General features: G+C 55.5%; 17 protein-coding genes. 10 read left to right on the top strand and 7 right to left on the bottom strand.

What is annotated here, in order from left to right; all coding sequences use genetic code 11:
* Positions 1–41 precede the first annotated feature (41 nt).
* Complete coding sequence (lysA, locus tag AAC620_RS08455) at positions 42–1,307, bottom strand: diaminopimelate decarboxylase (protein WP_340244234.1); 1,266 nt, start codon at positions 1,305–1,307, stop codon at positions 42–44.
* 137 nt (positions 1,308–1,444) lie between these two features.
* Here lysA and AAC620_RS08450 point away from each other — a divergent pair, with 137 nt between their 5' ends.
* Positions 1,445–2,431, top strand: a complete 987-nt coding sequence (locus AAC620_RS08450) for a quinone oxidoreductase family protein (RefSeq protein ID WP_340244233.1) — start codon at positions 1,445–1,447, stop codon at positions 2,429–2,431.
* A gap of 3 nt (positions 2,432–2,434) precedes the next feature.
* Here AAC620_RS08450 and AAC620_RS08445 read toward each other — a convergent pair whose 3' ends face one another.
* Positions 2,435–2,752, bottom strand: coding sequence for a DUF2834 domain-containing protein (locus AAC620_RS08445; RefSeq protein WP_317656838.1), 318 nt, complete (start codon positions 2,750–2,752; stop codon positions 2,435–2,437).
* A 181-nt stretch (positions 2,753–2,933) separates the two neighbouring features.
* Between AAC620_RS08445 and AAC620_RS08440 the strand changes: the two genes are divergently transcribed.
* The 3 genes from AAC620_RS08440 (at position 2,934) to AAC620_RS08430 (ending at position 7,209) form a co-directional block, all read left to right on the top strand.
* The gene (locus tag AAC620_RS08440; protein WP_340244231.1) at positions 2,934–4,586 is read left to right on the top strand and encodes an electron transfer flavoprotein-ubiquinone oxidoreductase; all 1,653 of its coding nucleotides are present in this window, start codon (positions 2,934–2,936) and stop codon (positions 4,584–4,586) included.
* Positions 4,587–4,696: 110 nt separating this feature from the next.
* Complete coding sequence (locus AAC620_RS08435; protein WP_340244230.1) at positions 4,697–6,388, top strand: tetratricopeptide repeat protein; 1,692 nt, start codon at positions 4,697–4,699, stop codon at positions 6,386–6,388.
* On the top strand, positions 6,385–7,209 hold the full coding sequence (locus AAC620_RS08430) for a 4-(cytidine 5'-diphospho)-2-C-methyl-D-erythritol kinase (protein WP_340244228.1): 825 nt from the start codon (positions 6,385–6,387) through the stop codon (positions 7,207–7,209). The genes AAC620_RS08435 and AAC620_RS08430 overlap by 4 nt, the downstream gene beginning before the upstream one ends.
* A 3-nt stretch (positions 7,210–7,212) precedes the next feature.
* On the opposite strand, the gene AAC620_RS08425 is transcribed toward AAC620_RS08430, so the two are convergent.
* Entirely contained in the window at positions 7,213–8,214 is a 1,002-nt protein-coding gene (locus tag AAC620_RS08425) for a polyprenyl synthetase family protein (RefSeq protein ID WP_340244226.1), read from the bottom strand.
* 68 nt (positions 8,215–8,282) lie between these two features.
* On the opposite strand from AAC620_RS08425, the gene AAC620_RS08420 reads away from it, so the two are divergent.
* From AAC620_RS08420 to AAC620_RS08410, 3 genes are all read left to right on the top strand, one after another.
* Positions 8,283–8,498, top strand: coding sequence for a putative signal transducing protein (locus AAC620_RS08420; RefSeq protein ID WP_340244224.1), 216 nt, complete (start codon positions 8,283–8,285; stop codon positions 8,496–8,498).
* A complete protein-coding gene (locus AAC620_RS08415) occupies positions 8,495–9,262 on the top strand; it encodes a tRNA1(Val) (adenine(37)-N6)-methyltransferase (RefSeq protein WP_340244223.1) in 768 nt (255 codons plus the stop codon). The genes AAC620_RS08420 and AAC620_RS08415 overlap by 4 nt, the downstream gene beginning before the upstream one ends.
* A gap of 116 nt (positions 9,263–9,378) precedes the next feature.
* The gene (locus AAC620_RS08410; RefSeq protein ID WP_340244221.1) at positions 9,379–9,543 is read left to right on the top strand and encodes a YdcH family protein; all 165 of its coding nucleotides are present in this window, start codon (positions 9,379–9,381) and stop codon (positions 9,541–9,543) included.
* Between the two features lie 58 nt (positions 9,544–9,601).
* On the opposite strand, the gene phbB is transcribed toward AAC620_RS08410, so the two are convergent.
* From phbB to AAC620_RS08395, 3 genes are all read right to left on the bottom strand, one after another.
* Positions 9,602–10,324, bottom strand: a complete 723-nt coding sequence (gene phbB / locus AAC620_RS08405; protein WP_317656849.1) for an acetoacetyl-CoA reductase — start codon at positions 10,322–10,324, stop codon at positions 9,602–9,604.
* Positions 10,325–10,466: 142 nt separating this feature from the next.
* Entirely contained in the window at positions 10,467–11,642 is a 1,176-nt protein-coding gene (locus tag AAC620_RS08400) for an acetyl-CoA C-acetyltransferase (protein WP_317656850.1), read from the bottom strand.
* 159 nt (positions 11,643–11,801) lie between these two features.
* Positions 11,802–12,674 carry an EAL domain-containing protein gene (locus tag AAC620_RS08395; RefSeq protein WP_340244216.1) on the bottom strand — a complete coding sequence of 291 codons (873 nt, stop codon included), beginning with the start codon at positions 12,672–12,674 and terminating at the stop codon, positions 11,802–11,804.
* Positions 12,675–12,740: 66 nt separating this feature from the next.
* On the opposite strand from AAC620_RS08395, the gene AAC620_RS08390 reads away from it, so the two are divergent.
* The 3 genes from AAC620_RS08390 (at position 12,741) to AAC620_RS08380 (ending at position 15,756) form a co-directional block, all read left to right on the top strand.
* Positions 12,741–13,313 (top strand): DNA-3-methyladenine glycosylase I, encoded by a 573-nt coding sequence (locus AAC620_RS08390; protein WP_340244215.1) that lies wholly within the window; start codon positions 12,741–12,743, stop codon positions 13,311–13,313.
* A gap of 81 nt (positions 13,314–13,394) precedes the next feature.
* The gene (locus AAC620_RS08385; protein ID WP_340244214.1) at positions 13,395–14,414 is read left to right on the top strand and encodes an NAD-dependent epimerase/dehydratase family protein; all 1,020 of its coding nucleotides are present in this window, start codon (positions 13,395–13,397) and stop codon (positions 14,412–14,414) included.
* Between the two features lie 37 nt (positions 14,415–14,451).
* Complete coding sequence (locus AAC620_RS08380; protein WP_340244212.1) at positions 14,452–15,756, top strand: UDP-glucose dehydrogenase family protein; 1,305 nt, start codon at positions 14,452–14,454, stop codon at positions 15,754–15,756.
* Between the two features lie 4 nt (positions 15,757–15,760).
* Here AAC620_RS08380 and AAC620_RS08375 read toward each other — a convergent pair whose 3' ends face one another.
* Positions 15,761–16,732 (bottom strand): KpsF/GutQ family sugar-phosphate isomerase, encoded by a 972-nt coding sequence (locus tag AAC620_RS08375; protein WP_340244291.1) that lies wholly within the window; start codon positions 16,730–16,732, stop codon positions 15,761–15,763.
* Between the last annotated feature and the right edge of the window lie 131 nt (positions 16,733–16,863).

Genomic DNA, 16,863 nt, shown 5'->3' with positions numbered 1-16,863 from the left:
ATCTGCGGCCTGATTCCAACCCAATCAGGCGGGTTCTGGCATTATAGCCATTCAGGAACGATATCGCGGTTGATGATTTCGTCAAACTCTGGACGTTTGCGGATGACGCTGAATTGATCGTCTTTCACCAAAACCTCTGGGATCAGAGGCCGCGTGTTATACTCGCTCGACATGACCGCGCCATAGGCCCCTGCCGACCGAAAGGCCACAAGATCCCCCGCGACAAGTTTCGGCAGATTGCGGGCTTTGGCGAATGTGTCGCCTGTCTCGCAGACAGGGCCAACCACGTCATAGGGGCGCTGCTCGGCGGCGGCTTCGGCCTCAATCACGGGGATGATGTCATGCCAAGCGCCATACATCGCAGGGCGGATCAGATCATTCATCGCCGCATCCAAGATCAAGAAATCGCGCCCCTCGCCCGATTTCACGTAGATCACCTCGGACACCAAAATCCCTGCATTTCCTGAAATCAAGCGGCCAGGTTCGATTTCAACCTCAACACCCAAATCCCCAACACAGCGCTTGATCAAAGCCCCGTATTCAACGGGCAAAGGCGGCGCAGAATTTGACCGCTCGTAGGGGATACCCAAGCCACCCCCCAAATCTAGACGGCGAATGTTATGCCCGTCCGTACGCAAAGCGCGCGTTAAATCGGCCACTTTGTTATAAGCCAACTCGAACGGGGCAAGGTCGGTAAGCTGGCTGCCAATATGCACATCAACCCCGATCACATCTATCGCAGGCAGGCTTGCTGCATAGGCATAGACCTCGCGGGCGCGAGCGATGGGGATACCAAATTTATTTTCAGATTTACCTGTGGCGATCTTTTCGTGCGTTTTCGCGTCAACATCGGGATTAACACGAATGGTAATCGGTGCCGTCACGCCAAGGCTTTGTGCGACCTCGGACAGAACGGCTAGTTCAGGCTCTGACTCCACGTTGAATTGCCGAATGCCGCCTTCGAGAACAGTGCGCATCTCTGCGCGGGTCTTACCCACGCCAGAAAACACGATTTTCGATCCATCAACACCCGCAGCGCGTGCGCGGGCATATTCGCCGCCAGACACAACATCCATACCCGCGCCCAAATTGCCCAAATGGCGCAATACCGCTTGGTTCGAGTTGGATTTCACCGCGAAACAAACAAGATTGTCCAAGCCCGCAAGCGCGTCTTTGAACAAACTGTAATGGCGGGTCAGCGTGGCGGTGGAATAGAGGTAAAACGGCGTGCCAACCTGAGCGGCGATTTCGCGCACGGCAACATCCTCGGCATAAAGCTCGCCGTTCTTATACAGAAAATGATCCATTGCCCGACCTCCGCGCGGCATCTTTTGGGTGCGCCTCGCGCTTATCACCCTTGCGCGCGGTTTCAAACCCTCTCTGGACGGGCAGGGGTCTGCGCCCTAGGTTCCGTGCAACGATATTTCTCCAAAGGGAAACGCATATGAGCGATCTGGCAAAAACCATCATCATCGAGGCACATGGTGGATCTGAGGTCTTGAAGTTGGTTGAACGGCCCGTGGGTGACCCACAGGCGGGCGAGGTTAAAATCCGCCACAAAGCCGTTGGGCTGAATTTCATTGATGTTTATCAACGCTCTGGCTTGTATCCAATGGCGCTGCCCCATGCTTTGGGTATGGAAGCCGCAGGGATTGTCGAGGCGGTTGGCGCAGGTGTAACCCATCTCAAAGAAGGCGACCGCGTGGCCTATGCCGCGCAACCGCCCGGGGCCTATACCGAGGCCCGCGTCATGCCTGCCGCGCAAGTCTGCCCTCTGCCAGATGCGATTTCCTTCGAGGAGGGCGCGGCAATGATGCTGAAAGGTCTGACCGCGCATTACCTGTTTCGCCGCACCACCGAGATCAAGCGCGGGGATCGGGTCTTGTTCCACGCGGCGGCAGGCGGTGTTGGTTTGATTGCCTGCCAATGGGCACGCTCCGAAGGGATCGAATTGATCGGAACTGCAGGGTCTGACGCAAAGTGCGCGCTGGCGCTTGCACATGGCGCGACCCATTGCATCAACTATAGCATCGAGGACTTCACCGCGCAGACCCGCGAGATCACTGGCGGGACAGGCGTTGATGTTGTGATGGATTCCATAGGCGCTGCCACATTTGAAGGCTCGCTTGACTGCTTGCGCCCCTTGGGGATGATGATTTCCTTCGGCAATGCCTCAGGCCCTGTGCCGCCCGTATCCCTCGCGACATTGGCGGGCAAAGGATCGCTCAAGATCACACGCCCCACATTGTTCACCCATATCGCGGATCACGATACCTGCCAAACCATGGCGCGCGAGTTGTTCGACAAGGTCACGGCAGGTGATGTGACAATCCGCATTGATCAGCGATTTGCGCTTGAGGAGATTTCCAAAGCCCATGATGCGCTAGAAGCGCGGGCCACCACAGGATCAACCATCCTGACGTTGGACTAAGCCTCAGACTTCGTGGCGGGAGCGCAAGAACAAATAAAGCGGCAGGCCGCAGCTGACCCCGATCCCATAAATCGCGGGGATTGCCAAAAGCGACACCCAATCGCGCCGCGCAATCCCCTCAACCAATATCCAAACGGTCAGGGTGACAGCGGCAATGGTCAAATCCCACACCAGACCTGATGAAGCATCATTGGCGTGCCACGCATCCACCATCGCCATAATCGACCAGTCATTCGCGGCCAACCATGGCAAGAAATATTGCATTGGCAAAATCGTTCCCAAAATAGCCAAGCCTAGGTAGATCATTCGCAGTTTCGACATTCGGCTTCCCCTTTTGCCCATCTTCTGCGCAGCAGATAGCACGCGCGCAAGTTTTGCAAATTATTCAGTCGTAACGCGACAATATATTGTCGCGTATCAATTGACCCCCTGACCCAGATCGCGCTACCTGTTCCTGACAATTTACGCCCAGACCACCCGACTGTCGGAAGGAACGAGACCCATGGCGGATATAGAACGCGAATCCGTAGAATATGATGTCGTCATCGTTGGCGCAGGCCCATCAGGCCTATCTGCCGCGATCCGTCTCAAGCAACTTGACCCCGATCTCAGTGTGGTCGTGCTTGAAAAAGGGTCAGAGGTTGGGGCGCATATCCTGTCAGGTGCGGTGCTTGACCCCGCAGGGCTTGACGCGCTGATCCCTGATTGGAAAGCCAAAGGTGCGCCTGTTACAGTGCCAGTGCGCGAAGATAATTTCTACATGCTTGGCGAAGCGGGCAGCATTCGTTTGCCCAATATGCTGATGCCACCCTTGATGAACAATCACGGCAATTACATCGTTTCAATGGGCAATGTCTGCCGTTGGTTGGCCGAGCAGGCCGAAGGCTTGGGCGTTGAGATTTTCCCCGGCATGGCCTGTTCTGAATTGGTTTATGCCGATGACGGGTCTGTTAAAGGTGTCGTTGCGGGCGTGTTTGGTCTGAATGCGGATGGCACCCCCTCAGACGGCTTTGAACCGGGGATGGAGTTGCATGGCAAATATGTCTTCTTGGGCGAAGGCGTGCGCGGCTCACTGACCAAAGAGGTCATTTCAAAATTCGGCCTTTCCGAGGGCAAAGAACCGCAGAAATTCGGCCTTGGGATGAAAGAGATTTGGGAAATTGACCCCGCCAAGCACCGCGAGGGGACTGTGACCCATACGATGGGTTGGCCGCTTGGGAATAATGCAGGCGGTGGCAGCTTTGTATATCACCTTGATAACAATCAAGTTTATGTGGGTTTCGTGGTGCATTTGAACTATGAGAACCCGCATCTCTACCCCTACATGGAATTCCAACGCTTTAAACATCATCCGATGATTGCTGAGTTGTTGAAGGGTGGAAAACGTGTTGCCTATGGCGCGCGCGCGATTTCCGAAGGCGGCTATCAATCTATGCCAAACCCTGTCGCGCCAGGTGTTGCGATTTTGGGCTGTGGCGTGGGCCTTGTGAACGTGCCGCGTATCAAGGGCAACCATAACGCGATGCTCTCGGGCATTGCGGCCGCCGAAGCGGCGCATAGCGCGATCAAGGCGGGCCGCTCAAGTGACAGGCTGGACGATTACGCCACGGCACTCACCGATGGCCCGATTGGCAAAGACCTAAAGCGCGTGCGCAACGTCAAACCGCTCTGGTCAAAATTTGGCCTATTGGGCGGCCTGAGCTTTGGCGGTTTGGACATGTGGGTTGCGAACCTGACGGGGCTCAATCTTTTTGGCACAATGCGTCACGGCAAAACCGATGCCGCGGCAACGGGCAAAGCCAAGGATTTCGCGCCAATCGATTATCCAAAACCAGATGGGGTTTTGTCCTTTGACCGGCTGACCAATGTCAGTTTCTCAATGACCAATCACGAAGAAAGCCAACCCGCGCATCTGCGTCTTGCGGATGCCTCGGTGCCGATTTCAATTAATCTGCCCGAATATGCCGAACCTGCACAACGCTACTGCCCCGCAGGGGTTTACGAAGTTGTGGAGGAAGCGGGTAAAGACGCGCGCTTTGTGATCAATTTCCAAAACTGCGTGCATTGCAAAACATGCGACATCAAAGACCCCTCACAAAATATCACTTGGGTCACACCGCAAGGTGGGGATGGGCCAAATTACCCGAATATGTGATTGAAAATCGGGTCAATTCAGAAGGGCGCGGCATCTTTATCGGGTGTCGCGCCATTGTTTTCATCCGATCAAGCCCCTAATCTCAGTCACATATAAACGGGAGCCACCCTATGCGTCACCTGACAGCCTCAGCCTTGATCCTTGCCCTGTCTCTCGGCGGGCAAATACACAAGGCCGAGGCGCAGATTGTGAACCGTGACACAAGCGCCGGGGCCTATCTCGCTGCGCGCCATGCGCTGAACGAAAGCAACTATCGGGTTGCAGCGAATTATCTGGATCAATTGCTAGCCTTAGATCGCACGAACGGGGATTTGGCCATCAATGCGATCCTTTCCCATGCGGCCTTGGGGGATTGGTCACGAGCCGCCGAGATTTCAACCACCATCAAGGACGACAATCCAAGCCGTGAATTGGCAGATTTGGCGATCTTGGTCGACCTTTTGCAGAGAGGCGATGCTGAGGCCGCATTCACCCGCATCCGCGCTGAGCGGGGCGCGGGTCTATTGGTGGATGATCTGATTGCGGGCTGGCTTTACCTTGCACAGGGCCAAATGGATCTCGCAAGCGACAGTTTTAATGGGCTTGCGGGGGATCAGGGACTTGCCGATCTCGCCAATTACCACTTGGCCCTCGCCCGTGGTGCGGTCGGCGATTTTGAGGGTGCCGCACAGATTTATGAGGGCGTGGAATTTAATCTCGGCGCAGCAGGATCACGCATCCTGCGGGCCTATGCGCAAACCTTGGTGCAACTTGACCGCGCGGATGACGCTGTGGCGATGTTGGACGGCGTCTTGTCCCAAAATCGTGATCTCAGCCTTGCCGCCCTGCGGGATGAGATCGCGACCAATCCAACCCGCAGCTATAATTTTGTGGTCACCCCGCAACAAGGTTTGGCGGAGGTGTTCTTCACATTGGCCGAGGCCTTAGGGCGCGAGAGCGGGCCAACCCTGCCGCTGATTTACGCACGAGCGGCCTATCACATTGACCCCAACCATCTGGAGGCCGCGCTTTTAAGCGGTGATCTGTTGGTGGAAACGGGCCAGTTCGAGCTGGCGGTTGAGATCTATGGTGCCGTGCCTGCAGATCACCCCTTAGCCCTTGAGGCAACGATTGGCCGGTCTGATGCCTTTGCCCGCACAGGCCGCAGTGATGAAGCGATCACAACCCTGCAAGACCTGATTGCCGCAGAGCCACAGCCCTTTGCCGTTCATGCACAGCTTGGCGATTTGCTGCGCCGTGAGGAGCGGTTCACCGAGGCCGCAGCGGCCTATAGCCAAGCGGTAGATCTGATTGATCAAGAAGATCCAAGGTTCTGGTTCCTGTTTTATGCACGCGGGATTTGCTATGAACAAACCGATGAATGGGATGCAGCCGAAGCAGATTTCCGAAAGGCGCTGCGCCTAAGCCCTGACCAAGCGTCCGTGTTGAATTACTTGGGCTATTCTTTGGTGGAACAACGCCGCAATCTAGACGAGGCGTTGACGATGATCGAACGTGCGGTCGCGCTAGAACCCGAGTCTGGCTATATCGTAGACAGCCTTGCTTGGGTCTATTTCCGTCTGGGTCGCTATCAGGAGGCAGTCGCGCCAATGGAACGCGCGGTCGAATTGCTGCCCACTGACCCGATCGTCAATGATCATCTGGGCGATGTGTATTGGAAGGTTGGCCGTCAACGCGAGGCGCGGTTCCAATGGGAACGCGCGCTATCCTTTGAACCGACCGAAGAAGATGCTGAGCGGATCAGACTGAAACTTGAGCTCGGTCTGGATGCGGTTCAGCAACGCGAGGTCGAAGGGAAATGACCCTGCGGCCCGCACGCGCCAAGCTCAATCTGGCTTTGCATGTGGTGGGCCAAAGGGCGGATGGGTATCACTTACTCGACTCGCTTGTGTGCTTTGTTGAGGTGGCAGACTACCTTGAAATCAGCCCAGCAGAGGAAGTTACCCTCACAGTTTCAGGCCCTTTTGCCCAGGGTGTGCCCACAGATCAGCGTAATTTGGTGCTGAAAGCGGCGGGTCTTTTCCCGCGCATAAAGGGCCAAGGTGCTGCAATCCATCTGGTCAAAAACCTGCCCCATGGCGCAGGAATTGGCGGCGGGTCAGCCGATGCGGCGGCCACTTTGCAGGGGCTTGCAGACCTATGGGGATGCGATCTGCCTCCGCGCGATGCGATCATAGCTTTGGGCGCAGATGTGCCAGTGTGCCTTGAAACTGCGCCCGTTTATATGCGCGGCATTGGCGATGAAATCACCGCCGCGCCCACGCTGCCACCGCTTTGGGCGGTTTTGGTCAATCCCAATCTGCCACTGGCCACACCATCTGTATTTGCCGCGCTGACCACCAAGACCAATCCCGCACTGTCGGCTTGGCATGATGATTTTTGGACTTGGATCGCCGCACAACGCAATGATCTACAAGACCCCGCCATCGCCCTTTGCCCAGAGATTGGCGCTGTTTTGACGGAACTGCGCCGCACCAAAGATATGCGTCTGGCCCGTATGAGTGGGTCTGGCAGCACCTGCTTTGCCCTTTATGACAGCGCCGTTGCCGCTGAAAAAGCCGCCGCAGATCTCGCGGCCAACAAGCCGCACTGGTGGGTCAAAACGGGTGCAGTTCTTCGTTAAGGATTACGCGATCCGCGCAACCACATAATCCGCTAAGTCGCGCATCATTTCGCGCAAGGGATGATCAGGAAGGCCGGCCAAAGATGTCTTTGCGTGATCCGCAAACCGCAAGGCCTCAACGCGGGTTTCTTCAAGCGCACCATGGCGGGTCAAAATGGCAAAGGCCTGTTCCAAATCCCCTTCGCCCTGATCCCCGCGTCCAATCGTGCGCGCCCAGAATTCACGCTCGGTTGCATCGGCCTTAGCAATCGCACGAATGACGGGCAGGGTCATTTTCCGCTCACGGAAATCATCGCCCGTATTCTTGCCCATGGCCCCCGAAGCACCGCCCCAATCCAAAAGATCATCAACGATCTGGAAGGAAACGCCCAACGCATCGCCATATTGGGCAAGGGCCTCACGATCTGCATCACTGCGCCCGGCCAAAACGGCGCCCGACTCGGTGGCCGCCTGAAACAGGGCGGCAGTCTTGCCGCGGATCACCTGCATATAGGTGTCCTCGCTGGTGGTGATATCCATCGCGGCGGTCATCTGCAAAACCTCGCCCTCCGCAATCGTTGCCGCCGCATTGGAGAGAATTTCCAAAACATCCAAATTTTGCGGCTCGACCATCAACTGAAACGCGCGCGCAAATAGATAATCGCCGACCAAGACCGAAGATTTATTGTCCCAAAGCAAATTCGCAGTCGGACGACCACGGCGTTGGTTGCTTTCATCGACCACATCATCATGCAACAGCGTAGCCGTGTGGATAAACTCTACGGTCGCGGCCAATTTAATATGGCCCTCGCCTTTATATCCGCACAGATTGGCCGCCGCCAAAGTCAGCATCGGGCGGATACGCTTTCCGCCTGCATCAATCAAATGTGCCGTCACCTCGGGAATGCGTGGCGCGTGCCGCGAAGCCATACGTTCACGGATCAACTGATCCACAGCGCCCATTTCTGCCTCAAGATGGGCGGCCAAACGCTCATGCGGTTTTGCACTGGCATGGTCTAGCGACATGAATTCTCTTTCTCCCGTGACCCGCAGCCGCTCTCGACAGACGCGATCGGGGGGCCTAAATCAACCTGATGCATGAAGTTCTGCGCAGCAACGATCCAACGATCATCGCCTTCGCCTCCGTCATCTTATCTGGCGAGGGTATAGAGGTGTTCGAGTTTGACGTAAATATGAGCATGCTTGAAGGCTCCATTGGCATATTGCCGCGCCGATTGATGGTGCGGCGGCAGGATTTGCACATGGCGCGCATCGCATTGCGCGATAATGGTTTAGAGGTCAGCCCATGAGCGTGCCTTTCTCAGACGATGATCTGACCTGCGATGGTTTTTTGGATGGTGCGCTTCGGATCTATCAGCCAAGCACAGGCTATCGCGCCGCCACAGACCCGATCTTTTTGGCGGCAGCCTGTCCGGCGCAAGCGGGTCAATCCGTGTTGGAATTGGGCTGCGGGGTTGGCACAGCCAGCCTAGCCTTGGGAAAGCGTATTGCTGACTTACGTATGATCGGGGTTGAGCGGCAGGAAAACTATGCGCAGCTTGCACGGCGCAATGCCGACAATGCCGCCCTTCCCTTAGAGATCGTGGTTGCGGACTTAACCACCCTGTCACGGCATCTCACCGAAACTTTTGATCATGTCATGGCCAACCCGCCTTTTTTCGCGACAGGGGATGGAACAGGGGCCAAGGATGCAGGGCGTGAAGCAGCACGGCGTGAGGAAACAGGGTTAAGCGACTGGATCAGTTGCGCAAAAAAACGCCTAAAGCCACAAGGATGGCTGACCCTCATCCACATCGCTGAACGTCTGCCAGAAATATTGGCGGCCCTTCAGGCCGAGAAATTTGGCGCGATTTCCATCTTGCCCCTGCAATCCCGCGCAGGGCAAACCGCAAAGCGCGTGGTGATCCGCGCGCGCAAATTGGCGAAAACACCTGCCACCCTCTGCCCGCCCTTCATCATTCATGCGGGCGCGGCCCATGAAAAGGATGGCGATGACTATTCGGATGCCGCCCGCGCCGTTCTGCGCCAAGGTGCGGCGATCAACTGGCCATAAGACCAGCATCGGCAAACTGCCGCGCATCATGGCAGTTTTATGAAGGGAATGCGTGACACGACTCAAAATCCGTGGTGCACTGATTCTGTCGAACATCAACGAGAGGAGATTTGACCATGTCACTGAACGGACATTTGCAGCAACTCAAGAAGAAGCACGAAACCCTCTCCAAACGCGTGGAAGAAGCGCAACGAAGTCCAAGCATGGATGGATCAGAAATCCGCGAGCTGAAAAAGCAAAAGCTGAAAATCAAAGAAGAAATTGCCCGCCTAAACGGCTGAGCCAAAAGAAAACCGCCCCCCACCACAGTGAGGGGCGGTTTTTTCATCAGCTTCGTGATTACACGAAGAACTGCGCCCCGTTGGCGGAGATGGTCGACCCATTGATGAACCCTGCATCATCAGATGCAAGGAAAGCCACGCAGCGGGCGATTTCGTCAGGTTCACCCAAGCGACCCGCTGGGATGCCTGCAACGATTTTCGCGCGCACCTCTTCTGGGATCGCCATAACCATTTCGGTTGCAATATAGCCGGGACAAATCGCGTTGGCCGTGATACCTGCGCGCGCGCCTTCTTGGGCCAGAGATTTCACAATCCCCAAATCTCCCGCCTTGGTCGCGGCGTAATTCACTTGGCCGAACTGGCCCTTTTGGCCATTGATCGAAGAGATCACAATGACACGGCCAAATTTGCGCTCGCGCATTCCAGGCCAAATCGGATGAACCGTGTTGAACACACCCGTCAGGTTGGTGTCGATCACCTCATGCCATTGTTCGGGCGTCATTTTGTGGAAAGGCGCATCGCGGGTGATACCCGCATTGGCGACAACAACATCAATTGGGCCCAGATCAGCCTCAACCTTGGCGATACCCGCAGCGGAATCTTCGTAAGAGCCAACATTCCACTTATAGGTTTTGATGCCTGTGGCTTTGGTGAATTCCGCAGCTTTCTCATCATTGCCCGCATAGGTTGCAGCAACCTCATAGCCTTCGGCCTTTAAACGCTTGGAAATTGCCTCCCCAATGCCGCGGCTGCCACCTGTTACTAATGCTACTCTTGCCATATCTTCCTCCGATCAGGCCTAGGTCTGTGTAACGTTGTTACGATAGATATGCTGCGCGCGCAACATTGTTTCGCATATGATTTTGCGGATGCAAAAAGGGGCGCCCGAAAGCGCCCCTTGCGAAATACCCCAATAAGTTGCCTCAGGGGCGTTCAAGGCACATAGCCACGCCCATGCCGCCGCCGATGCACAAGGTCGCTAGACCTTTTTTCGCATCACGGCGCTGCATTTCGAACAAAAGCGTGTTCAGGATACGACAGCCAGACGCACCAATCGGGTGGCCAATGGCAATCGCGCCGCCATTCACGTTCACAATATCAGGGTTCCACCCCATATCCTTGTTCACAGCGCAGGCCTGCGCAGCAAAGGCTTCGTTGGCTTCAACCAAATCAAGATCAGCAGCAGCCCACCCCGCTTTGTCCAATGCCTTACGTGACGCATAGATCGGGCCAACACCCATGATCGAAGGGTCAAGACCTGCAGTGGCATAAGAGGCAATGCGCGCCAATGGGGTTAGACCGCGCTTCTGCGCGTCTTCTTCTGACATCAACAACACCGCGGCAGCGCCATCATTGAGGCCCGAGGCATTGCCCGCTGTCACAGAGCCATCCTTTGCAAAGGCAGGACGCAAGCCTGCCATCGCTTCGACTGTTGCGCCATGGCGGATATATTCATCGCTATCAACAACGGTTTCACCCTTACGCGTTTTCAACGTAACAGGGGTGATCTCATCCACGAATTTACCTGCCTTTTGCGCCGCCTCAGCCTTGTTCTGGCTCGCAGCCGCAAATTCGTCCTGAGCCTCACGGCTGATTTGCCATTGATTGGCGACATTCTCGGCGGTCTGGCCCATGTGATAGCCATTAAACGCGTCCCACAAACCATCACGAATCATTGTGTCGATATAGGCCAAATCACCCATTTTCTGGCCCTGACGCAGGCAGGCTGCATGGGGGCTCATCGACATATTTTCTTGACCACCAGCGGCAACGATTGCAGCGTCACCCAACATGATGTGCTGTGCCCCAATTGCGACTGAACGCAGACCTGAACCACAGACCTGATTGATGCTCCATGCGGCCGCTTCCTGTGGGAAACCTGCATTAATATGCGCCTGACGCGCGGGGTTCTGACCTTGTGCCGCTGTCAAAACTTGACCCAAAATTGTCTCGGACACTTCGGATTTATCAATCCCTGCGCGGGCCACAATGGCCTCAAGCACAACGCGCCCAAGTTCATGGGCAGGCGTATTTGCGAATGATCCCAGAAAACTACCTACTGCTGTGCGTGCAGCAGAAACAATCACCACGTTGGTCATTAGACGTCCTTTCCTGACCTATCCCTGCCGACCCCGTGGCGGAGAGGAGAGGGCCGCGGGGCCGAAATTCTTTCCTCAAGGTCTAGTGATAGGCCTTCATCGCTCAACCGACAACAGACTTTGTTGTCGCGCTTGCTAGACATCTGCGCAATTGACAGATTAACGCGACCCAGGGCGCACCCGCCGTGGCGCAGCAATAGAGGGATGAATAGGGGCGGTTTCCTTCAGCCACGGCTTTTCCAAACTGGGCACGGCATATACATATCCTTGCAACCCATCAAAGCCCGCCCGCGACAGCCAATCGGCATCGGCAGGGTTTTCAATCCCTTCCGCCACAATCAGCATATCAAAATGGCGTGCCACGGATTGGATCGCAGAACATAAAACCTGATTGTCGGGATCATCGGCGACATGCGCCACGAATTGCGCATCAACCTTCAGAATATCAAACGAGAAGTCCCGCAAATAGCGCAAGGCAGTATTCCCTGCTCCAAAATCATCCAAGGCAAAGCTGACCCCCTTCGCGTGCAGATCCCGCATAAACGGCGTCACCAATTCAGGCATCTGCATCGCGCTTGTCTCAGTGATCTCAAGGATCAAACGTTCCAAATCTTGCGGATGGGCGGCAATATGAGCGGCTAGAATTTTATGAAACGGCGCATAGCCGATAGAGCGGGCTGACATATTCACCGCAAGACGTAGTTGCGGCGCTTCATGTATAGCTGCAAGCCCCATCGCAAGGGCCGCGCAATCCAGCCTGCGGCCAAGTTCTGTGGCCTCAACCTCCATGATAAAATCGCGGGCGGGGATCAGCCGCCCCGCCTCATCAAATACGCGCACCAACCCCTCGTAAAAGGCAGGGCCTTTCCCATGGGCCCGCATAATCGGCTGAAATGCCAAGGCGACATCCCCCCGCCTCAAAGCCCCTTCGACTAGGGCGATTGCCCCGCGCCGCATATCGGTCATGGCAACCGCGAAAGGGCTGGCCAAATCAGGATTTGCAAAATCGCTGCGCGGCACGGTCATGGTCATCTCCAATTGCTGCCTTGTAGATGTGCCGTGCCAACTCTTAATGTGAGGTGAACAAAGGGGCAGATTATGGATGATCCAACGATAATTCGCTGCGCATGGTGTTTGGGCGATCCCGACTATATGGCCTATCACGACCAAGAATGGGGGCGGCCCCTTTATGACAGCCGCGCGCTGTTTGAAAACGTGTGTCTTGAAGGGTTCCAAGCAGGCCTAAGTTGGATCACGATCCTGCGAAAGCGCGAGAATTTTCGCGCCGCTTTTGCAGGGTTTGATCCCCATGCACTTGCCAAATGGGGTGCGACAGATGTTGAGCGATTGATGCAAGATCAAGGCATCATTCGCCACCGCGGCAAAATTGAGGCCACCCTTACAAATGCACAGGCCTATCTCAAACTTGAGGCTGTGATTGGCTTTTCAAAATTTATCTGGGGTTTTGTGGATCACACCCCGCAGATAAACCACCCCCAAACCCTTGGTGATGTTCCAGCACAAACCGCAACCTCGGCGGCGCTGTCCAAGGCCCTAAAGCAGGCAGGGTTCAAATTCTGCGGCCCCACAACTGTTTATGCCTTTATGCAAGCCAGTGGGCTTGTGAATGATCATTTTGCAACCTGTGCCTTTGCGCCAAATATCACATAGCCCCCAAAAGCGCGGATTTGTCTCTTGGAGGTTCAAGGCTTTCCCTGTTAGGGAAACCCAAACGACAATCGAGGACATGACATGGCTACACGGCGCGCATTGGTAACGGGTTCATCTGGTTTTATCGGGTTTCACCTGTCGCAGCGTCTCTTGGCCGATGGGTGGGAGGTTCTGGGCCTAGATGCCATGACCGATTACTATGATGTCACCCTCAAAGAACGCCGCGAGGCGATGCTGAACCAGTCGCCCAATTTCCGCGTTGTGCATGATCGGGTTGAGGGTGCGGGTGTCATGGATGGGCTCATGGCCGATTTCCATCCTGACGCGGTGATCCACCTCGCCGCGCAAGCGGGGGTGCGTTATTCTATCGACAATCCCGAAAGCTATGTCGAAGCCAATTTGATCGGCACCTTCCGCGTGCTTGAGGCCGCGCGCCATCACAAGCCCGCTCACTTACTGATCGCCTCGACCTCCTCCGCCTATGGCGCGAATGAGACAATGCCCTATGCTGAAACGCAAAAATGCGACACGCAGATGTCTTTCTATGCGGCCACCAAGAAATCCAACGAAGTGATGGCGCATTCCTATGCCCATCTCTTTGACATCCCCACCACGTTATTTCGGTTTTTCACGGTCTACGGCCCATGGGGCAGGCCTGATATGGCGCTGTTCAAATTCACCAAGGCGATCCTCGAAGGTAAGCCAATTGATGTCTACAACCATGGCGAGATGGCCCGTGATTTTACGTATGTCACAGATCTGGTTGATGGGATTGTGCGTCTGATTGATGCCATCCCGACCCGCCCCAACGCGGCCTCTGAGATTGCTGAAGGCGATAGCCTTTCACCTGTTGCGCCCCATCGCATTGTGAATATCGGAAATTCACAATCGGTGCCTTTGATGGAATTCATCGCCGCCATAGAAGCGCGTCTTGGGATCGAGGCGCAAAAGAATTTCATGGATATGCAAGCAGGTGATGTGCCTGCCACATGGGCCGATGCAAGCCTTTTGATGCGCTTAACAGGCTACAAGCCACAAACCGCAGTGCAAGACGGGGTTGCCGCATTTGTGGACTGGTATCGCGATTATTATCGCCGCTAGGACGAGAACAAGATTGGCCAAAAAAGGACATTAAACCATGCGGATTGCAATGATTGGCACAGGCTATGTTGGCTTGGTTTCGGGGGTCTGTTTCTCGGATTTTGGGCATGAGGTGATCTGTGTCGACAAAGCCCCAGAAAAAATCGCCAAACTGAATAAGGGTGAGGTTCCCATTTATGAGCCTGGCCTTGAGGATCTGATGGCCCGCAATGTCGAGGCGGGGCGGCTGTCCTTCACAACGGATCTGGCCCAAGCTGTGGATGGGGCAGATGCTGTGTTTATTGCTGTTGGCACGCCCACGCGGCGGGGCGATGGCCATGCTGACCTCACCTATGTCATGGCCGCCGCCGAGGAGGTGGGGCGCGCGCTGACAGGCTACGCCGTGGTGGTTACGAAATCGACTGTGCCTGTTGGCACCAACCGCAAGGTGCAAGAGGTTGTGGCACAGGCCAATCCAAAGGCGGAGTTTGATGTGGCCTCAAACCCTGAGTTTCTTCGGGAAGGGGCCGCGATTGACGATTTCATGAAGCCAGACCGCGTTGTAGTTGGCGTGCAATCAGAGCGCGCAGCCAAGGTTATGGCCGAGATTTATCGCCCCCTCTATCTGCGCGATTTTCCAATCGTGACCACCGATCTGGAATCGGCGGAAATGATCAAATACGCGGCCAATGCCTTTCTTGCGACCAAGATCACCTTCATCAATGAAATCGCCGCGCTCTGCGAAAAAGTCGGCGCAGATGTGAAGGAAGTCTCAAAAGGTATGGGGCTTGATGGGCGCATTGGAAATAAGTTTCTACATGCAGGGCCAGGGTATGGTGGGTCTTGTTTCCCCAAGGACACCCAAGCCTTGGCGCGGATCGGTCAGGATTTTGCAGCCCCCCAACAGATTGTGGAAACAGTGATCCGCGTGAATGACGCTGTTAAACTGCGCATGATCGAAAAACTGCGTGATCTCTGCGATGGCAGTTTCAATGGCAAGAAAATCGCTGTTTTGGGCGTAACCTTTAAGCCAAACACCGATGATATGCGTGATGCGCCTTCGCTCACCATTGTGCCCGCTCTTGTGGGCGGCGGCGCGACCGTGCATGTGGTCGACCCGCAAGGCCGCCGCGAAGGGGAGCATCTGTTGCCAAATGTGACATGGTGCGATGACCCCTATACCGCTGCGGAAGCCGCCGATCTTTTGGTGATCCTAACCGAGTGGAACGAGTTCCGCGCGCTGGATTTAACCCGTTTGTCCAAGGGCATGGCGCAGGCGCGCATGGCGGATTTGCGCAATATATACAGCCGCCAAGATGCGCTAAGCGCAGGCTTTGCCACCTATGACGCTATAGGACGCTAAGGGTTTAAGCCAAACCCGCCCGCAGGCAATCGTGCAAGTGCAATAGACCCACAGGGCGTTGCTCATCATCCAACGCGAAAAGGGCTGTGATTTTATGGGCAGACATGACCGCCAAGGCCTCGGCAGCAAGGGCATCTGGGGCGGTCACGCGGGGAGATTTGGTGGCGACATCACCAGCCGTACAGGACATGAGCCGCGCCATGTTGCGCCGCAAATCGCCATCCGAGATCACCCCATCAAGGCGACCTTCGCCGTCCAAGACCCCCACGATACCAAAGCTTTTCTCAGTCATCACCAACAGGGTCTCAGGCATCGGGGTGGTCACCTGAACCAAGGGCAAGGCCGCCCCGTCATGCATCAATTGCGCAACTTTTGACAATTGTGCGCCCAGTTTCCCGCCGGGATGAAACGTTCGGAATTGATCGGGTCGAAAACCACGCTGTTCCATGACGCAAACGGCCAATGCATCACCCAAGGCAAGTGTCAGGGTCGTTGAAGTTGTCGGCGCCATCCCAATCACACAAGCCTCAGGCGCGGCAGGCAAGGTCAAGCGATACTGCGCCGCCCGCATCAATGTGCTGTCTTCGCGCCCTGATATGCCAATCATCGGGATTGAAAACCGCGCAACATGAGCCACAATATCGCCCAATTCAGCCGTTTCACCTGAGTTTGAGATCAAAATCACCAAATCCTCAGGGGTGATCATGCCTAAATCACCATGGCTTGCCTCCGCAGGGTGGACAAAAGCCGAAGGTGTGCCAGTCGAAGCAAGGGTTGAGCTGATCTTGCGCGCAATATGCCCCGATTTTCCGATACCAGATAGGATCACACGGCCTTTCGTGGCCAACATGGCCTCAACCGCGCCGTCAAAATCAGCAGGCAAATGCGCGGCCAAAGCCATCACCGCATCCGCCTCAATTTTCAAAACGCGGGCGGCGGTGTCGCGGATCGCGGCCAATTTATCCTGCTGTGTCATAATCTCTTGCCCGATCTGGTTGGTGTGGCGTGCTGTGGTCTGACTTAGACAAAAAATCAAGCTTTGCACAGGGTCTGACATGCATTTGAGGGGTTTTGAGAACGGGATACACCTGTCAAAGTCGTGCTCAA

It is taken from the genome of Roseobacter sp. HKCCA2468, assembly GCF_037805105.1.
GTDB lineage: Bacteria > Pseudomonadota > Alphaproteobacteria > Rhodobacterales > Rhodobacteraceae > M30B80.
Note: the sequence above shows the minus strand (reverse complement) of the source record. Positions and strands in the feature narration are given on the sequence as shown.